An 18128-nucleotide genomic window follows, 5' to 3' on the forward strand; every position below is an offset into this window, starting at 1 on the left:
CAGGGAGAGGCTCCGCAGGAGGGTGCAACGGAATGGCTTGGGGAGAACGGGAATTCGCGCGCGGCATCGCCGCGCTACGTTCCGCGGTTCTCGCGACCCTTGCCGCCGAACCCGTCCTGGCCACCGCCGACGGCATCAGGCTCACCCAGGAGGTCCTGCCGGACGCCCGGGTCGAGAGCGGCCACGGCAGCCCCGGCGGCCCGTACGACGACGCCGACCAGGCCGCCTCCTCGGCCGAGAACGAGGCCGACCGCGAGCGCCTGATCGCGCTGGTGGAGCTGGCCCGTGGCGGTGACAAGGAGGCCTTCGGGCAGCTCTTCGACCACTACCACCCGGCGGTCTACCGGTTCCTCTATTACCGAACCCGGTCCCAGACCCTGGCCGAGGACCTCGCCTCGGAGACGTTCTTCCGGGCTCTGCGGTCGATGAACAACTTCCGGTGGCAGGGCAAGGACTTCGGCGCCTGGTTGATGACCATCGCGCGGAACCTGACCACCGACCACTTCAAGGCCGGTCGCACGCGCCTCGAGATGACCACCGAGGACATGGGCGCCCACGACGACGCCACCGAAGGTCCGGAGTCGGCGGTCCTGGCCTCACTGAACAACGAGTCTCTGCTCAACGCCCTGCACAAGCTGCCCAAGGAGCAGCAGGAGTGCCTGATCATGCGGTTCCTCCAGGGCATGAGCATTGCCGAGACCGCCCAGGTGCTGGCCCGCTCCGACGGCGCGGTCAAGCAGCTGCAGCTGCGTGGCGTCCGCAACCTCGCGAAGCTGCTACCGGCGGGGATGAGGGACTGATGTCGCCTGTGTCTCACCCCGTAACCTCCCTTCCTCCCGCGTCGTTGCTCCTGTCGACGGGGTCACTGCCGGCGGCCAACGCCGCCCGGCGTGACATGGACGAGCTGACGGGAAGCACACGATGATCTCGGTTCTTCCGGCACACCGGCGTGCCGAGGAATTCGCGGCCCAGGTCGAAGGACGGGGCGGCGCACACGACGCACGCCATGCCGACCTCCTCGAGGTGGTCTCGGCGATGCGTGAGATCCGGGCTCCGTCGGCCCGACCCGAGTTCGTCTCCGACCTCCGCGACGCCCTCATGGCCGAGGCCGACACCGTGCTCAAGCCGGTCAACAGCAAGCTCGCTCTCCCGTCGCACCCGCGGAGCCGCCGCGACCGGCGCATCGCCGTGGTCGCCGGCACCGCCGCCCTTCTCGGCGCCACGACCTCGGTGGCCGTGGCCGCGCAGGGAGCCCTGCCGGGGGACACCCTCTACCCGGTCAAGCGCGCGATCGAGGGCGTCCACACCTCGCTCACGTTCGACGACAGTGCCCGCGCCGAGACGGTTCTCGACCAGGCGACCGGGCGGCTCGAGGAGATCGAGCTGCTCGCCCGGCGCATCGACTCGACGAAGGCCGACCAGCTGCCCGAGACGCTCGACGACTTCTCCAGCCAGGCCGACAAGGCCGCCGACCTGATGATCGGCGAATACAACGACACCGGTCGCACCGAGCCGCTGACCGAGCTGCGCGGCTTCGTCGAGGACAGCATGAAGACGCTGATCAACCTCGATGCACTGCTCCCCTCCACGGTCACCGACTCCCTGAAGAACGCCGCCTCGGTGCTGACCGACATCGACGACCGCATCGGAGAGCTCTGCCCCCAGTGCGCCGGAGGCATCCTCGAGCTGCCGGCCCGGCTGACCACGGCTCTGGGCAGCGCCGCCCCCGGCGCCGTTGTCACCCCCACCCAGCAGCAGTCAACGAGCGGCGGCGACACCGCTCCGCCGAAGTCCAACGATCCCGTGCCCACCGGGCAGGAGCCTCCGGCCGATCTCAACCCGCCGAAGATCGACGACCCGGTCAAGAAGATCACCGAAGAGGCGCCCACGACGATCAAGAAGACGACCAAGACGGTCGACTCCACGATCAAGAAGGGCAACAAGGTTCTGCTCGGCGACGGCGGGCTGCTCGATCCGGTGACCGAGCCACTCGACCCGCTGCTGGGCCCCCTGCTCGGCGACGGCGGCCTGCTCAGCGACTGACGGATCGCCCCGCCGGGGGGTCAGTGGAAGACCGACTTGCGCTCCATGAGGAGCTTGTAGAGCGACTGCTGGATGGTCTCGCGCACCTGGTCGGTCACGTTGAAGACCAGCATCGGGTCGTCGGCGGCGAACTCGTCGTACTCGTCGGTGCGGATCGGCTCGCCGAACTCCAGCAGCCACTTCGACGGCAGCGGCACCAGCCCCAGCGGTCCGAGCAGCGGGAAGAACGGCGTGATCGGGATGTAGGGGATGCCGAGCAGCCGGGCCAGTGACGGCACGTTGCCGACCAGCGGGTAGATCTCCTCGGCGCCGACCACGGAGAGCGGGATGATCGGGACACCGGTGCGCAGCGCCGCCGAGACGAAGCCGCCGCGACCGAAGCGCTGGAGCTTGTAGCGGTCGGCGAAGGGTTTGCCGATGCCCTTGAACCCCTCGGGCCACACGCCGACGAGCTCACCTTGACGCAGCATGCGCTCGGCGTCCTCGCTGCAGGCCAGAGTGGCGCCGCCCTTGCGGGCCAGGCCGCCGACCACGGGGAGCTGGAAGACCAGGTCGGCACCGAGCGGGCGCAGGAAGCGGCCGGCGCGGTCGTGGGTGGTGACCATGGTCATCAGCCCGTCGACCGGGATCGTGCCGGAGTGGTTGGAGACCACCAGGGCTCCGCCCTCGGTGGGGATGTTCTCCAGACCGCGCACCTCGATGCGGAACCACTTCTCAGCGATCGGACGCAGTGCGGCCATGAAGAAGCGCTCGGTGACCTCGGCGTCGAAGCCGTACTCGTCGATCACGTAGTCACCGGTGACCCGGCGTCGCAGGAAGGCCAGGAACTGGGCAAGCCGGGGCTCCCAGTCGGTACCGAAGACCTCGAGCGCCGCCTGGTTGATCGCGGCCAGCCAGTCCCCGACTGGGATGCCCCCACCGGGTGCCCGGTCGACCGCACTGACCGACGACGTCTCGCGGGGCGCCACCGCCGGCTGCTCGATCACCGGACGCTCCGGCGTCTGCGGGGTGCCCTTGGACGTGGCTGCGGGCTTGCGGGTGGGGGCGAGGCCGCGCGCGGCGGCCGAGGGACGCAGGGTGCCGTTGCCGCGGCCGGGCCGACCCCGGGTACCGATCGGAATGATGTCCGCGTCACCCACGGGCGTCTCCTCGCGTGAGTTGGTGGGCGAGACCGGCCAGAACGGTGTCCGGGGAGGCCAGGCGGCCAGGGGACTGGACGCCGGGGGCCAGGGTGGAGGCGAAGTCAGCGAACGCCTCGGCCGTGGTGTGGCGCGGCTCGAAGCCGAGGTCGGTGCGCATGCGGGTCGTGTCGACGCCGCGACCGAAGGTGAGGAACGTGACCTGCTCGGGCGAGAAGTCGGCGCGGCCGGCCTTGCGCAGTGCGGAGCCGAGGCTCCCCAGAGCGACGGCGGGCAGCGGCAGCGTCGGGCGGCCCAGCCGACGGGACGCCTGGGAGAGCATGATGACGCCGTCGCCGGCCACGTTGAACGTGCCCCCGGCCTCGGAGAAGACGGTGTGGCGCAGCACGGCCATCAGGTCGTCGACGTGCAGGAACTGCAGGCGCGGGTCGAAGCCGAGCACCGTCGGCAGCATCGGCAGCCGGAAGTACTGCGTGATCGGCGACTGCACGCCGGGGCCGATGATGTTGGCCGCGCGCAGCGTCGCCACGCGAACGTCGGGACGCCGTCGGGCGAATCCACGGACGTAGCCCTCGACCTCGTAGGCGTCACGGGAGTAGCCCGTGCGTGGAGTTCGCTTGGGGTCCATCTCCTCGGTGAACATCGCCGGGTCGCGGCTGCTGGCGCCGTACACGGTGGTGGTCGACTTGACCACGAGGTGCTGCAACCCCGGGGCGCGCTGGCACGCCGCCAGGAGCTGCATCGTCCCGATGACGTTGAGTTCCTTCATGGTCGCCCGTCCGCCGACGCCACCGGGGGTGGCGATGACGCTCATGTGGACGACGGTGTCGACGTCTTCCTTGGCGATCACCTTGGCGATCACGGGCGTACGGATGTCCGTACGGATGAAGTCGACACCTGCCGTGTCACCACGAGGCGGGACGATGTCCACGCCGATGACGCGGTCGACGTCGGGGTCGTCGGCAAGCTCGCGCGCGAGCCGTCGACCGAGGTCCCTCGAGACCCCGGTGACCAGGACGACCCTGCCCATGACCCCGACCGAGCCCTACTTGCCGAGCTTGCGGCGCTGGACGCGCGTCTTCTTCAGCAGCTTGCGGTGCTTCTTCTTCGCCATACGCTTACGGCGCTTCTTGATGACTGAACCCACTGTGTTCCTTCCAGAGCGTGTGGTCGCACCCGACAGATCGGCCGGGGCGACCGGCACAGCCTATCCGGCAATGGGCAGGCTGCCGAAACCGGCGGTCGATTGCCCACGATCCGACTCTGGACGGCGGTGGCCGTCACTGAGCCCGAGGTTCAGCCGGCGTCGAAGAAACTACGCTCCAGATAGGCGTTGACGTCCTTCTCGGTGACCCGGAACGAACGACCGACGCGGACGGCGGGGAGCTCCCCGTTGTGCACGAGGCGGTAGACGGTCATCTTGGAGACACGCATCGTCGCTGCGACCTCTGCGATCGTCAGGAACTTCACCTCGGAGATGTCACCCGAGTTTGCCATGGCACACCACAACTTTCCTCAGACACGTCACCCACTTCCCCGCAGGTGATCTTCGTGCCTTGCTTCCGTGAGAATAGGGCCTGAAGTGACTCGTGGGGAAGAGTGGACGCAAAATTAGTCCTGATGTCTCGGCGTGTCGAATTGAAGTACCCAATTTTCGCCCTCGCTCCGGCGGTCGGGTCGTGCGGCGGAGCCATGCGGGTTCCCCGTTTGCCCCGGCCCCGCTTCGTGGCATCATGGGCGGGTGCTGACGAACCGCTCCACCCAGTGGTGGCCCGCCTGACCGGCGGACCATCCTTCGACGCACGCATCGAAATCGGCCGCCCTCGGGCGGCCGTTCCTGGATTTCGGGACCGTGGCCGCCCGCGGGCTCTCACCTCCCAGGAGTCACCATGATCAAGCTGTCCCTGTTCAAGCCCACCGGCCACCTGACCCTCGGCAACCACCTCGGCGCGTTGCGTCCGATGGTGGCCGGGCAGTCGGAAGGTCGCGGCTTCTACGGCATCGCCGACCTGCACGCACTGACCGTCCCACATGATCCGGCCACGCTGCGATCCCTCAGCGTCGAGATGGCCCGCCTACTGATCAGTGTCGGCCTCGACCAGAGCACGCTGTTCGTGCAGAGCCGGGTGCCCGCGCACTCGGAGCTGTCGTTCCTGCTCGAGTCGACGGTCCACACCGGCGAGCTGAACCGGATGATCCAGTTCAAGGAGAAGGGGCGCGACCAGCCCTCCACCCGCGCCTCGCTCTACACCTACCCGGCCCTGATGGCCGCAGACATCCTGCTCTATCGCCCCGAGCAGGTTCCGGTCGGCGACGACCAGCGCCAGCACGTCGAACTGACCCGCGACCTGGCTCTGCGGTTCAACCGCCTCTACGGCGAGGTGTTCACCGTGCCCGAGATCGTCACTCCCCCGTCGGGAGCGCGGGTGATGGACCTCCAGGACCCGACGACCAAGATGGGCAAGTCTCACGCCGACGGTGCCGGCATCGTCTATCTGCTGGACCCGCCCGATGTCATCCGGCGCAAGATCGCCCGTGCCGTCACGGACTCCGAAGTGGGCGCGACCGCCGTACGACCTGATCGGGACGCGAAGCCCGGTGTCACCAACCTGCTCGACATCCTGGTCGCGTGTGGCGGTTCGACCGACGGGATCACGACGTACGGCGCACTCAAGGCGGCGGTCACCGACGCGGTGGTGGCCGAGCTCGAGCCGATCCAGAAGCGGTACGCCGACCTCGACGACGCGTCCGTCTCGGCCGAGTTCGAGGCGGGTGCCGAACGTTGTCGGCACGTCACCGCGCCGGTGCTGGCCGCCGCCCGCACCGCCATGGGCCTCTCCTGACCCACGAGTTGTTGATTCTCGCGCGTCGAGTTGTTGATTCCTGTCCGTCGAGTCGTGCGGTTTCGACGGCCAGGCCGCTCCCGTGATCCGTGCGGCTGTTCGACCTCGACGTCACACAGCCGTGGATTGCAGTCACCTGGTGACTGCTGTCCACGGCTATGTTGCTGGAGTGGATCTCCTCCGTGGCCCCGTGACCGAGAACGACCCAGCCCTCGAGATGGCCGCCACGCACGCTCTGCTCCGGCGCGCCAGTCGGGGCGAGATCGACGCCGCTCTGCGCGTCTTCCGACCGACCCCGATGGTGGCCTTCGGGCGACGCGACACCAACCGACCCGGGTTCCCCGCCGCCGCGCAGGCCTGTCGCGACGCCGGGTTCACACCCGTCGTCCGCGCGTCTGGCGGCCGCGCCGTGGCGTGTACGACGAACGCGCTGATCATCGATCACGTGCAACGTGACCCCGGGTCGTTGGGCGGGATGGACGCCAGGTTCGAGGACTACGGCGCGATGCTGGCCGGCGTACTCGCCGACCTCGGGATCGATGCACGGGTCGGCGAGGTGCCCGGGGAGTACTGCCCCGGCGCGCACTCCGTCAACGCTCGGGGCGAGGTGAAGCTGATCGGCACGGCCCAGCGCATGGTGCGCGACGCGTGGCTGTTCAGCTCGGTGGTCATGGTCGGCGACGCACCGCTCCTGCAGCCCCTGCTGGTCCGGATCTACGACGCCCTGGAGCTTCAGTTCGACCCCGCGTCCGTCGGAGCGGTCACCACGGAGTCTCCGGCGGCCAGGATCGACGTACTCGAGGAGGCCTTCATCGGTGCGTACGACGACCGCTTCGGACTCGTTGAGGCACGCTTCGACGCCTCGGTGATCGACCTGGCGGAGACGATGCGCCTCGACCACGAGTCGTAAGTCCTCGGGGCGGCGAAAACCCCCGACTCGACCGACGAGAATCAACAACTCGCGGCGCCACACCCAACAAGTCGTGGGTCAGGAACCGGCGGCGAGCTCCTGGGAGCGGTTCCGTGCCGCCTCCATCGCGGAGAGGAACGCGGCGCGGACCCGGTGCACCTCGAGCTCGCGGATTGCGGCGGCGGTGGTGCCGGCCGGGGAGGTGACCTGCTCGCGCAGGACGGTCGGGTGGGTGCCGGTCTCGCGCAGCATCTTCGCCGAGCCGAACAGGGTCTGGATGACCAGCTCGGTGGCCGTGGCCCGGGGCAGACCGAGGTGCACACCCGCCTCGACCATCGACTCGACCACGTAGAAGATGTAGGCCGGTCCGGAGCCGGAGATCGCCGTGACGGCGTCCTGGTGCTTCTCGGGCACCCGGAGCACGTGGCCGGTGGCGCTCAGCAGCTGCTCGGCCTCGGCGAGGTGCTCCTCGTCGCAGTGCGACCCGGGCGAGATGGCGGCCATCCCCTCGTCGACCAGCGCCGGCGTGTTCGGCATGACCCGGACCACGGCGATGCCGTCGGGGATGCGCGACTCGATGAACGCGGTGGTGATCCCGGCGGCCAGCGAGACGATCAGCTGGCCGGGGCGCAGGTGCGGCTCGAGCTCGTCGAGCACCGCACCCATGTCCTGGGGCTTGACCACCAGGGCCAGGGTGTCGGCCTTCTGCGCGGCCTCGATGTTGGAGACCACCGTGACGGCGTACTTCTCCTCGAGCTCGCGGGCCCGGGCCTGGCGCTTCTCGCCGACGAGCAGCGTGTCAGCAGACACACCGGAACGCAGCAGCCCGGAGAGCAGGGTCTCACCCATGACGCCGGCGCCGATGATGGCGGTCTGTGCCATGCGGTCCACCTCTTCTTCGCAGACTTACTTCTTGGAAACCAGGGACTTCACGAAGAATGACAGGTTCTGCGGTCGCTCCGCGAGACGTCTCATGAGGTAGCCGTACCACTCCTGGCCGTAGGGCAGGTAGACCCGCATCGTCTCCCCGGAGGCGGCCAGACGCTTCTGCTCCTCGGGCCGGATGCCGTAGAGCATCTGGAACTCGTAGGTGCCCTTCTCGCGGCCGGCCTCGGCGGCGATCGACGAGGCGATCGCGACCATGCGCGGGTCGTGCGTGGCGATCATCGGGTAGCCGCTGCCGCGCAACAGCACCTTGAGGCACCGCACGTAGGACTTGTCGACGTCGAGCTTGTCCTGGAAGGCGACCGACTCGGGCTCGCTGTAGGCACCCTTGCACAGCCGCACGCGCGAACCCTGGTGCGCCAACGCACGGCAGTCGGCCTCGGTGCGGTGCAGGTAGGCCTGGAGCACGGCGCCGGTCTCGGGGAAGTCCTGGCGCAGCTCGGCCAGGATCGCCAACGTCGAGTCGGTGGTGGTGTGGTCCTCCATGTCGAGGGTCACGGTCGTTCCCGCGTTGCGCGCCGCGTGGCAGATGGTGCGGGCGTTCTCCAGTGCGGTCTTGTGACCCACCCCCGGCAGCGCCTGACCGATCGCGCTGAGCTTGACCGAGACCTCGGCCCTGCGGGCCAGCCCGCGCGCCGAGAGCTGCCCCAGCAGGTCGAGGTAGGCCTCGACCGTGGCGTCCGCCTGGGCCGCGTCGAGGGTGTCCTCGCCGAGGAAGTCGAGCGTCACGGTGAGGCCGTCGTCGACCAGCCGGGCGGTGGCGTCGACGGCGTCGCCGGTGCCCTCACCGGGGACGTAGCTGTGCACGATGCCCGCGGAGACCGGCATGGTGGAGACGAGTTTCTTGATCCGCTCGCTCCGGGCAAGGAGCAGCAGCGGTTGGCGCAACAACGACATGGCGTCAGGCTACGCCGTACGCCGGCCCGCGACCCAGTTGGTGTGCCGACCAGTCGGGCCGATGGGCCTTACCCCTGGCCCGCACACGAGACGTCAGGTCGTACGCCGGCTCAGGGTCGCCGCACCGAGTGCCAGTGCGGCGAGCGCGAACGCCACGACCACGGCGAGATCACTCCACACGTCACCGGTCGCGCTGGTCGTGGTCAGCGTGCCCATGGCGTCGACCGCGTAGGAGAGCGGCAGCACGTCGCTGATCGCTCCGAGCAGGTCGGGCAGCCGGTCACGGGCGACGAAGAGGCCGCAGAGCAGGATCTGCGGGATGACCAGGGCCGGCATGAACTGCACGGCCTGGAACTCGGTCTGCGCGAAGGCACTGACGAAGAGGCCGAGCGCGGTGCCGAGCACGGCGTCGGCGACCGCGACCACGGTGAGCAGCCAGACCGGGCCCTCGACGTCGAGGCCGAGCAGCCCGACGCTCAGCGCCACGGCGAGGATCGACTGGAGGGTGGCGATGGCACCGAAGGCCAGTGCGTAGCCGACCAGGAAGTCGCCCTTGCCCATCGGCATCGACAGCAGCCGCTCGAGGGTGCCACTGGTCCGCTCGCGCAGTGTGGTGACACTGGTGACCAGGAACATGATGATGAACGGGAACATCGCCAGCAGCGCCGGACCGAGGCGGTCGAAGGTGTTGCCGGGCAGGTCGTCGAACATCCACCACAGCAGCGACATCAGCAGGCAGGGCAGCACCAGCAGCATGGCCAGGGTGCGGTGGTCGCGGCGAATCTGGGTGAGCACCCGACCGGCCACGGCGAACGTGATGCGGGGATTCATTCGGCACCTCTCACGATGGTCAGGAAGGCCTGCTCGATGTCGTCGGCACCGGCCTTCGCGCGGATCTCGTCGGGGGTGCCGTCGGCGATGAACACCCCGTCACGCATCAGCAGCAGGCGGTCGCAGCGCTCGGCCTCGTCCATGACATGGCTGGAGACCAGCACCGCGGTGCCGTCGCCGGCGAGCCGGTGGAACATCGACCAGAGGTCCTCGCGCAGCACGGGGTCGAGGCCGACCGTCGGCTCGTCGAGCACCAGCAGGTCGGGCGTGCCCAGCAACGCCACGGCCAGGCTGGCCCGGGAGCGCTGCCCGCCGCTGAGGTTGCCGACGACCGCGTCGGCGTGCGACCCGAGGTCGACGGACTCGATGACCCGGTCGACATGCTCGGCGCCGACCCCGAGCACCTTGGCGAAGAAGCGCAGGTTCTCGCGCACACTGAGGTCGTCGTACACGCTCGCGGCCTGGGTGACGTAGCCGATCCGGTCGCGCAGGGCACGCGATCCGGCCTTCGCGCCGAACACGGTGACCTCGCCCGTCACTCCGGCTTGCACGCCGACCAGCACGCGCATCAGCGTGGACTTGCCGCAGCCGGAGGGGCCCAGCAGTCCGGTCACCTGACCCACGGGGATCGTGAAGTCGAGCCCGTGGAGGACCTCCTTGGAGCCGCGGACCACCTCGAGCCCGTGCACCTCAACCGCGTTATTCATCATCTGTTGAATTATGCGCGACGAGAGCGCACCGCACAACCCCTGCTCCGGATTTCCGGGTCGGGCGGGACAGTGGGGGCGCCAGAATCAGGGGAGGTCGCCGGTGAAGTAGCGCTGCAGCGTCGGGGCGTACGTCGCCACCACCTGCTCGGCAGGCATCGACGCCAACGGCTCCACCCGCAGCACGTAGCGCATGATGATGAACCCGAACACCTGCGAGGCCACCAACGGCATCCGCACGTCCGCACGATCAAGATCGAGCCCCTTCCCGACCGGACCGAGCACCAGGCCGAGGAACCCGTCACGAACCAAGGACTGGGTGTCGGAGTCGAAGACACCGCGGGCAATCCCCAACAGGGACAGGCGAATCTCGGGGTCGTCCCACACCTGCACGGCCACCCGCATGAGATTCTCACCGGCCGCGTCGGCACCGCCCGCGACCACCGGGGCCATCGCGGCACGCGGGTCGACCTTGATCTGCATCGCGGCCAGGAACAGGTCGTCCTTGGCCCCGAAGTAGTGGTGCACGAGCGCCGGGTCGACCCCGGCGGCCGCGGCCACGGCGCGGATCGTGGTGCCCTTCAGGCCGCGTTCGGCGAACAGGCTCCGGGCGGCGGACAGGATTCCGGCCCGGGTGTCGGGCGAGCCCGGACGCCGACCCGGACCACGCACGGCACCCGTGGGCTCATCGGTCATGTCGGGTCCCCCGCCTCATCACGAGCCACGAAGTGATCACGGACGAACTGCAGGGACTCGACGAGATCGGCGGTGCGGGCGGCCGTCGTACCCGACCGGCGGGTGTTGATCTCCACGACGATGTGGCCATCGAAGCCGACCTCGGCCAGGTGTCCCAGCAGCTCGGCGGCGGGCTGGTTGCCCCGCCCCGGCACGAGATGCTCGTCCTTGGGTGATCCGCTCCCATCGGTGAGGTGCAGGTGCCGCAGGCGCGGGCCCAGCCGCTTGGCCATCGCCAGCGGATCCGACTGCGCGGTCGCCGCGTGGGAGAGGTCGAGTGTGGTGTTCGCGTAGTCCTCCTCCGACGGGTCCCACCCCGGGGAGTAGACCTCGACCCCGCGCCGCGACGTGGCCCGCCAGGGATACATGTTCTCCACCGCGAACTTGATGCCCGTGGCCTGCTCCAGGCCCTCGATGCCCCACGCGAACTCGCGGGCGTAGTCCTTCTGCCAGCGGAACGGTGGGTGTACGACGACCACGTCGGCGCCCACTTCCAGCGCCATCTCGGCCGATCGTTCGAGCTTGCCCCACGGGTCGGATCCCCAGACCCGCTGCGTGATTAGCAGGCACGGCGCATGCACGGCACAGACCGGGATCGCGTGGTGGGCCGAGAGCTGCCGGATCGCCGAGACCTGCTGACTGAGCGAGTCGATGCCGACCATCACCTCGACCGCGTCGTAGCCCAGCTTCGCCGCATGGGCGAAGGCGTGCGCGGTCGACTCGGGGTAGACCGAGGCCGTGGACAGTCCGACGAGAGGAGACATGGCCTCAGACTGGTTCCGACCGGCCTGGCCAGACCCCTTCGAGCACGGAGATCTGGTCGAAGCGCTCGAGGATGACGCCCTCGCGCAACGCCCACGGGCACACCTCGAGCGCGGTCAGGTCGAAGATGTCCATGACCGCCTCGGCGACCAGGGCACCGGGCACGATCTGGTGTGATCGGCTCGGTGAGACACCGGGCAGCACGGCCAGCTCCTCGGGGGACATCGCGATCAGCTTCGGCAGCCACTCGGCCAACGCCGCGGCCGGGAGCTGGCGCGGCACGAGCGGACCGTCGGCGGACGGCGCGGCACCGCAGATGCGGGCCAGCGAGCGGAACGTCTTCGAGGTGGCCGCGGCCCGGTCGGGGGCTCCTGATCGGAGCAGGTTGCCGGCATCGCGGGCGATCTCGGCACGAATCTGGCGTCGCAGCGCGCGGATGGAGTCCTCGTCGGGGACCCCGGAGTCGAACCAGTCCTTGGCCAGGCGGGCCGCGCCGAGCGGCAGCGACCAGGCCACGTCGGGCGCCTCGTCCTGGCCGCCGGCGATCTCCAGGGACCCGCCGCCGATGTCGAAGACGGCCAGTCGACCGGCCGACCAGCCGAACCAGCGGCGTACGGCGAGGAAGGTCAGCCGCGCCTCGTCCTCACCGGGCAACACTTCGAGATCGACACCGGTGACCGATCGCACGTGCTCCAGCACGGTGTCGGAGTTCACCGCGTCGCGCACCGCCGACGTCGCGAACCCGAGCATCTCCTCGCAGCCCTTGTCCTCGGCGACCACCAGGGCCTGCCGGCAGAACTCGGTCAACGCGTCGATGCCGGCCTGCGTGACCGCGCCGTCCTCGTCGAGGTGCTCGGCCAGGCGGAGCGGCTCCTTGTAGGAGTACGCGGGCAACGGCGCTGCCCCGCCGTGGGCGTCCACGACGAGCAGGTGACCGGTGTTGGAACCGATGTCGAGCACTCCCAGCCTCATGGGGCAACGGTATCCCCGTCGGGCACGTAGGGTTGTGCAGTGCCCGAAGTACCCCTCGACTTTCCCCGCGCCTGGGTCGAGTTCCCCGACCCCACCGACGAGGACCAGGTCTTCCGTTGCGACCTGACCTGGCTGACCTCGAACTACACCTGCATCTTCGGGTCCGGGTGCTCCGGGATCTACCGCGACTCCCCCGACGTCGGCTGCTGCACGCTCGGCGCGCACTTCTCCGACGAGGACGACGAGAACCGCGTGGCGGCGTACGTCGACCAGCTCGACGAGACCAGGTGGCAGTTCCATCCGGGCCGCAAGGTGCGCAAGAAGGACTGGGTCGAGAAGGACGACGAGGGGGCCCGCAAGACACTGGCCATCGAGGTCGACGGCCAGAGCGCGTGCATCTTCCACAACCGCGCCGACTTCACGACCGAGAACTGGACCATCGGCGCCGGCTGCGCCCTGCACGGGCTGGCCCTCGCCCAGGGCAGGAACCCGCTGGAGACCAAGCCCGACGTGTGCTGGCAGCTGCCGATCCGGCGCACCTACCGCGATGTCGAGCGTCCGGACGGAACGACGTACTCCGAGGTGACCGTCACCGAGTACGACCGCCGCGGCTGGGGCCCGGGCGGGCATGACCTCGACTGGTACTGCACGGGCAACACCGAGGCCCACGTGGCGATGGAGCCGTTCTACGTCACCAACGCCGCCGAGCTCGTCGAGCTGATGGGCCAGGCGGCGTACGACGAGCTCGTGCGTCACTGCGAGCACCACCTGCGATCACGATCGCTGCTGGCGATCCATCCGGCCGACCCACGCTGACCGGCACACAAGCCTCTCGACGTCAAGAGACAGCACCCCCGATGTGACCGACGGATCATCGAGAGACCAGAATGCTGGGCATGCGCCTGGACCACCTCTCTTTCGCGGCCGGACCCGACGGTCTCGCGGCCACAGCTCAGCGGCTGGGGGATCTGCTCGGCAAGGAGTTCACCGATGGCGGGATCCATCCCCGCTTCGGCACCCGGAACCGCATCCTTCCACTCGCTGAGAACACCTATCTCGAAGTCGTGGAGGTCCTCGACCACCCGGCCTCCGACAAGGCTCCGTTCGGCCAGGCCGTCCGTGCCCGCTCCGCCCTCGGCGGCGGCTGGCTCGGCTGGGTCGTCGCGGTCGACGACATCGCCCCGGTCGAGCAGCGCCTGGGTCGTGCGGCCGTTGACGGCTCGCGTCACCGCCCCGACGGCAAGGCACTGTCGTGGAAGCAGATCGGCATCAACGGCCTGATCTCCGACCCGCAGCTGCCGTTCTTCGTGCAGTGGCTCTCCCCCACCGAGGACCACCCCAGCGCGGGCGCCTCCGGCGACTTCTCCCTTGCCTGTCTGGAGATCGCCGGCGACCCGCACCGCGTCAGCGAGTGGCTCGGCGAGACCGTCGAGTCTCCTCTCGAGGACGTCAAGGTCGAGTGGGTCGCCCCGCACGGCACCCCCGGTGTGATCGCCGCCCAGTTCCAGACCCCCAACGGCCTCGTCCGGATTTGAGGCGGCCAGCCCGGCGCGAGGAACGAGCGCCGGGAGTGGGGCCGACCAGGTCGAGTCTCGATACGCCCGGCTCGTCCCTCGCCGGGCTACTCGACCACCGAAAGCCTGACGTGACTGAGGAACGAAGTCACGCAAGCGCATCGAGACCAGGACCCGTGGGCCGGTGACCAAGCCCAGCCGGGGCGCGGTGCCCAGTCCGAACATCTGGCACCACCCGGCGACCTACGAGCTCGAGAACCACGCCGCCGACCCCGACGGTCTGATCGAGTCGGCCATGCGGTCCGTCGCGGACTGGTCCGGGCGCACGCTCCTCGACCTGGGCTGCGGCTCCGGCTTCCACCTGGCCCGGTGGGCCGAGACCTCTCGCCAGGTCATCGGTGTGGAGCCGCACCCCGACCTGGTCTCGATCGCACGACGCCGGACACGCCGGCTCGACAACGTGGTCGTGCACCAGGGCACCGCCCAGGAGATCCCGCTGCCCGACGCCTCGGTCGACGTGATGCAGGCCAGGTGGGCCTACTTCTTCGGGCCGGGATGCGAGCCGGGGTTGGCGGAGCTCGACCGCGTGATGCGCCGCGGGGGCACCGCGTTCGTCATCGACAACGACGCCTCCCGTTCCACGTTCGGCGGCTGGTTCCGTCGCGGCTACCCGATGATCGACCCCGATGAGGTCGAGCGGTTCTGGTCGCGGCACGGCTGGCACCGCCAGCCCCTCGACATCCGCTGGTCCTTCGCGAACCGCGCCGACTTCGAGGCCGTCGTACGCATCGAGTTCGACAAGGAGACCGCCGCGCACGTCCTCTCGACGTACGACGGGTTCGAGGTGGACTACGCCGTCAACCTCTGGAGTCGCACCTACTGAGCGTGCCTGCGGCGCGACCTCGATGCGACCGCCTGCCGTCGCGGTTGACGCCATGTCGTAGGCTGCTGCGCATGAACACCCGTTGGTATGCGTATTTTGCGTTGGCTCTGGAGGAGCCCGCGTTCGACTGACGCGCACCAACACCTTCAGAGCCACAGGGCGGAGAGCGATCTCTGCCCTTTCGCCATTTCATGGCGGGTTCTGACCGGATCCGCCTCCACCGGACAGGAACCCAGCATGAGCACCACACCAGTCACGAGCAGCGCCACCGCCGACCTGCGGGTCCGCCGCTTCGAGGCGCTGCCCACTCCCCGGGAGATCGCCGACGCGATCCCGTTGACCGCACAGCGCGCCGACGTCGTCGCTCGCGGACGCGAGGAGATCCGCGCGATCCTCGATGGCGTCGACGACCGCCTGCTGGTGGTCGTCGGCCCGTGCTCCATCCATGACACCGAAGCCGGCCTGGAGTACGCCGCCCGCCTGGCCGAGCAGGCCGAGCTCCACCGCGACCGCCTGCTCATCGTGATGCGCACCTACTTCGAGAAGCCGCGCACCACGGTCGGGTGGAAGGGCCTGGTCAACGACCCTCACCTGGACGGCAGCCACGACATCGCGACCGGGCTGAGCTCCGCGCGCCAGTTCCTCGCCGACGTGACCGACCTCGGCCTGCCCACCGCGACCGAGTTCCTCGAGCCGATCAGCCCGCAGTACCTCTCCGACCTGATCAGCTGGGGTGCGATCGGGGCCCGCACCACCGAGAGTCAGATCCACCGTCAGCTCGTCTCGGGGCTGTCGATGCCGGTCGGCTTCAAGAACGGGACCGACGGCGGCCTCCAGGTCGCGCTCGACGCCTGCGCCGCGTCCGGCGTACCGCAGTCGTTCCTGGGCATCGATCAGCAGGGACGGGCATCGCTGGTCGCCACCGACGGAAACCCCGACGCCCACCTGATCCTGCGCGGCGGCGCCGACGGGCCGAACTACTCCGCTGACCACGTGGCCGCCGCGAGCGCCCGGCTGGCCGAGACCGGCCTCAACCCCCGCTTGATCGTGGACGCCAGCCACGGCAACAGCGGCAAGTCGCACGTCCGGCAGGCCGAGGTCGCCGGCGAGCTCGCCGCCCAGGTGGCCGCCGGATCCCCGATCGCCGGGGTGATGCTCGAGTCGTTCCTGGTCGAGGGCGCGCAGAAGCTCGACGTCGCCGCGGGCCCCGGACACCTGGTCCACGGCCAGAGCGTGACCGACGCCTGCCTGGGCTGGGGCACCACGGTCGACGTGCTCGGACGGCTGGCCGCGTCGGCTGGCTGACCGAGGTGTCGGTGGCGTCGCCTAGGTTGTGAGACATGAGCACCAAGAGGGCAGCCCGTTCGACCTACCGGTGCAGCGAGTGCGGCTGGGAGACCGCGAAGTGGGTTGGCCGCTGCGGCGAGTGCCAGTCCTGGGGCTCGGTCAACGAGGTCGGCGCCGGGCCGGCGCGGGCGGTGAAGGCCACGCCGGTGACCACCGCTGCCGTGCCGATCGGCAAGGTCTCCGTCGAGGAGTCCACCACCCGCAGCAGTGGCGTGGCCGAGCTCGACCGGGTGCTCGGAGGCGGCCTGGTGCCGGGTGCGGCGATCCTGCTCGCCGGAGAGCCCGGGGTCGGCAAGTCCACGCTCCTGCTCGAGGTCGCCGCCCGCACGGCTCAGAACAAACGGCGCACCCTCTACATCACCGGCGAGGAGTCGGCCTCCCAGGTCAGGCTGCGGGCCGACCGCACTGACGCGGTCCACGACGAGCTCTACCTCGCCGCCGAGACCGACCTCGGTGCCCTGCTCACCCACATCGAAGACGTGCGGCCCGAGCTGTTGGTGATCGACTCGGTGCAGACCATCTCGGCCTCCGACGTCGACGGGGTGCCCGGTGGCGTCAGCCAGGTGAAGGAGGTCGCCGCGGCCCTGATCCGGGTGGCCAAGACCCGCAACATCACCACGGTCCTGGTCGGCCACGTCACCAAGGACGGCACCATCGCCGGTCCGCGAGTGCTCGAGCACGTGGTCGACGTGGTGCTCCACTTCGAGGGCGACCGCAACTCCCGCTTCCGCATGCTGCGCGCGATGAAGAATCGCTTCGGCCCGGTCGACGAGGTCGGTTGCTTCGACCTCTCCGCCGAGGGCATCACCGCGGTCACCGACCCCAGTGGTCTCTTCGTCGAGCACCACAACCAGCAGGTGGCCGGCACCTGTGTCGCAGTCAGCATGGAGGGCCGCCGGCCGATGCTGGCCGAGGTGCAGTCCCTGGTCACGCTCACCCCCTCCGACAAGCCACGGCGTACGACGTCCGGCCTCGACTCCTCTCGAGTGGCGATGGTGCTGGCCGTGTTGCAGAAGCACGGCAACCTGCGGATGCACCAGAAGGACGTCTTCGCCTCCACGGTGGGCGGGGCGAAGCTCAACGAGCCGGCCACCGACCTGGCGATCGCGATCAGCCTGGCCTCCGCGACCTACGGTCGGCCGGCACCGCAGGGCATCGTGGCGATGGGCGAGCTCGGACTGGCCGGTGAGCTGCGCCGGGTCCGCGATCTGCCGCAACGGCTGGCCGAGGCAGCTCGACTGGGCTTCAAGTACGCCATCGTCCCCAGCGACCGCACCGGCAACGGACCGCGCGGCACGACCGAGGCGCGCATGCTCGACGGCATGGAGGTCATTGACGTGCCCGACATCGGGTCGGTGCTGCAGCTGCTCGGCTTCCGCGGGCCGGTCGACGCGACCACCTGAGCGTCGATGCCCGGCACGGGTGGAGGTCGCCGGCCAGGCCCCCGAACGTGCGCCGTCGCGAGAGCGGTTCAGGACGTGGCTCGGCACGGTGGAGAGGGGAGCCCCGGCGGTGCCACGGCGACTGACGACGACGCGGTCCAGGATGGGTGCTGCGCCGCGCGCAGCAGGCGACTTCCGTTCGACAGGCGTGGCCTAGA

At 69.6% G+C, this 18128-nt stretch carries 20 protein-coding genes; 9 read left to right on the top strand and 11 right to left on the bottom strand.

Annotated features, from left to right (window positions below; all coding sequences use genetic code 11):
* Window positions 1-32: 32 nt before the first annotated feature.
* Window positions 33-800, top strand: coding sequence for a sigma-70 family RNA polymerase sigma factor (locus tag NJ4_RS16590; RefSeq protein ID WP_067437640.1), 768 nt, complete (start codon window positions 33-35; stop codon window positions 798-800).
* A 121-nt stretch (window positions 801-921) separates the two neighbouring features.
* Window positions 922-2043 (top strand): DUF5667 domain-containing protein, encoded by a 1122-nt coding sequence (locus NJ4_RS16595; RefSeq protein ID WP_067437644.1) that lies wholly within the window; start codon window positions 922-924, stop codon window positions 2041-2043.
* A 20-nt stretch (window positions 2044-2063) separates the two neighbouring features.
* Here NJ4_RS16595 and NJ4_RS16600 read toward each other — a convergent pair whose 3' ends face one another.
* From NJ4_RS16600 to NJ4_RS16610, 4 genes are all read right to left on the bottom strand, one after another.
* Window positions 2064-3182 (bottom strand): lysophospholipid acyltransferase family protein, encoded by a 1119-nt coding sequence (locus tag NJ4_RS16600; protein WP_067437646.1) that lies wholly within the window; start codon window positions 3180-3182, stop codon window positions 2064-2066.
* Window positions 3175-4212 carry an NAD-dependent epimerase/dehydratase family protein gene (locus NJ4_RS16605; protein ID WP_067437648.1) on the bottom strand — a complete coding sequence of 346 codons (1038 nt, stop codon included), beginning with the start codon at window positions 4210-4212 and terminating at the stop codon, window positions 3175-3177. Before NJ4_RS16605 ends, NJ4_RS16600 begins: the two co-directional genes overlap by 8 nt.
* 15 nt (window positions 4213-4227) lie before the next feature.
* Window positions 4228-4329 (bottom strand): 30S ribosomal protein bS22, encoded by a 102-nt coding sequence (locus NJ4_RS25260; protein ID WP_008356322.1) that lies wholly within the window; start codon window positions 4327-4329, stop codon window positions 4228-4230.
* Window positions 4330-4478: 149 nt separating this feature from the next.
* The gene (locus tag NJ4_RS16610) at window positions 4479-4679 is read right to left on the bottom strand and encodes a helix-turn-helix domain-containing protein (protein ID WP_056688692.1); all 201 of its coding nucleotides are present in this window, start codon (window positions 4677-4679) and stop codon (window positions 4479-4481) included.
* Between the two features lie 392 nt (window positions 4680-5071).
* On the opposite strand from NJ4_RS16610, the gene trpS reads away from it, so the two are divergent.
* Together trpS and NJ4_RS16620 are read left to right on the top strand one after the other, a co-directional pair.
* Complete coding sequence (gene trpS, locus NJ4_RS16615; protein WP_067437650.1) at window positions 5072-6025, top strand: tryptophan--tRNA ligase; 954 nt, start codon at window positions 5072-5074, stop codon at window positions 6023-6025.
* A 190-nt stretch (window positions 6026-6215) separates the two neighbouring features.
* Entirely contained in the window at window positions 6216-6935 is a 720-nt protein-coding gene (locus NJ4_RS16620; protein ID WP_157551181.1) for a lipoate--protein ligase family protein, read from the top strand.
* 78 nt (window positions 6936-7013) lie between these two features.
* Here NJ4_RS16620 and proC read toward each other — a convergent pair whose 3' ends face one another.
* From proC to NJ4_RS16655, 7 genes are all read right to left on the bottom strand, one after another.
* Window positions 7014-7817: a pyrroline-5-carboxylate reductase gene (proC, locus tag NJ4_RS16625; RefSeq protein WP_067437752.1), complete on the bottom strand. Its 804-nt coding sequence runs from the start codon at window positions 7815-7817 to the stop codon at window positions 7014-7016.
* A gap of 24 nt (window positions 7818-7841) precedes the next feature.
* Complete coding sequence (locus NJ4_RS16630; RefSeq protein ID WP_217996899.1) at window positions 7842-8777, bottom strand: proline dehydrogenase family protein; 936 nt, start codon at window positions 8775-8777, stop codon at window positions 7842-7844.
* Between the two features lie 93 nt (window positions 8778-8870).
* Entirely contained in the window at window positions 8871-9608 is a 738-nt protein-coding gene (locus NJ4_RS16635; RefSeq protein ID WP_067437654.1) for an ABC transporter permease, read from the bottom strand.
* A complete protein-coding gene (locus NJ4_RS16640; protein WP_067437656.1) occupies window positions 9605-10318 on the bottom strand; it encodes an ABC transporter ATP-binding protein in 714 nt (237 codons plus the stop codon). The genes NJ4_RS16635 and NJ4_RS16640 overlap by 4 nt, the downstream gene beginning before the upstream one ends.
* Window positions 10319-10402: 84 nt before the next feature.
* Window positions 10403-11011 carry a TetR/AcrR family transcriptional regulator gene (locus NJ4_RS16645; RefSeq protein ID WP_067437658.1) on the bottom strand — a complete coding sequence of 203 codons (609 nt, stop codon included), beginning with the start codon at window positions 11009-11011 and terminating at the stop codon, window positions 10403-10405.
* Window positions 11008-11814, bottom strand: coding sequence for a sugar phosphate isomerase/epimerase family protein (locus tag NJ4_RS16650; protein ID WP_067437660.1), 807 nt, complete (start codon window positions 11812-11814; stop codon window positions 11008-11010). Before NJ4_RS16650 ends, NJ4_RS16645 begins: the two co-directional genes overlap by 4 nt.
* A 4-nt stretch (window positions 11815-11818) precedes the next feature.
* Window positions 11819-12784, bottom strand: coding sequence for a Ppx/GppA phosphatase family protein (locus tag NJ4_RS16655; protein ID WP_067437662.1), 966 nt, complete (start codon window positions 12782-12784; stop codon window positions 11819-11821).
* Between the two features lie 39 nt (window positions 12785-12823).
* On the opposite strand from NJ4_RS16655, the gene NJ4_RS16660 reads away from it, so the two are divergent.
* The 5 genes from NJ4_RS16660 to radA all read left to right on the top strand — a co-directional run bounded on the left by NJ4_RS16660 (window position 12824) and on the right by radA (window position 17931).
* A complete protein-coding gene (locus NJ4_RS16660) occupies window positions 12824-13600 on the top strand; it encodes a hypothetical protein (protein WP_067437664.1) in 777 nt (258 codons plus the stop codon).
* Window positions 13601-13680: 80 nt separating this feature from the next.
* Window positions 13681-14319 carry a VOC family protein gene (locus NJ4_RS16665; RefSeq protein ID WP_067437759.1) on the top strand — a complete coding sequence of 213 codons (639 nt, stop codon included), beginning with the start codon at window positions 13681-13683 and terminating at the stop codon, window positions 14317-14319.
* A gap of 163 nt (window positions 14320-14482) precedes the next feature.
* Entirely contained in the window at window positions 14483-15181 is a 699-nt protein-coding gene (locus tag NJ4_RS16670) for a class I SAM-dependent methyltransferase (RefSeq protein WP_067437667.1), read from the top strand.
* A 237-nt stretch (window positions 15182-15418) separates the two neighbouring features.
* Window positions 15419-16486, top strand: a complete 1068-nt coding sequence (locus tag NJ4_RS16675; protein ID WP_067437670.1) for a 3-deoxy-7-phosphoheptulonate synthase — start codon at window positions 15419-15421, stop codon at window positions 16484-16486.
* Between the two features lie 35 nt (window positions 16487-16521).
* Entirely contained in the window at window positions 16522-17931 is a 1410-nt protein-coding gene (gene radA, locus NJ4_RS16680; protein WP_067437672.1) for a DNA repair protein RadA, read from the top strand.
* Window positions 17932-18128: the final 197 nt, after the last annotated feature.

This window comes from Nocardioides jensenii JCM 1364 = NBRC 14755 (genome assembly GCF_001552535.1).
Taxonomy (GTDB): domain Bacteria; phylum Actinomycetota; class Actinomycetes; order Propionibacteriales; family Nocardioidaceae; genus Nocardioides; species Nocardioides jensenii.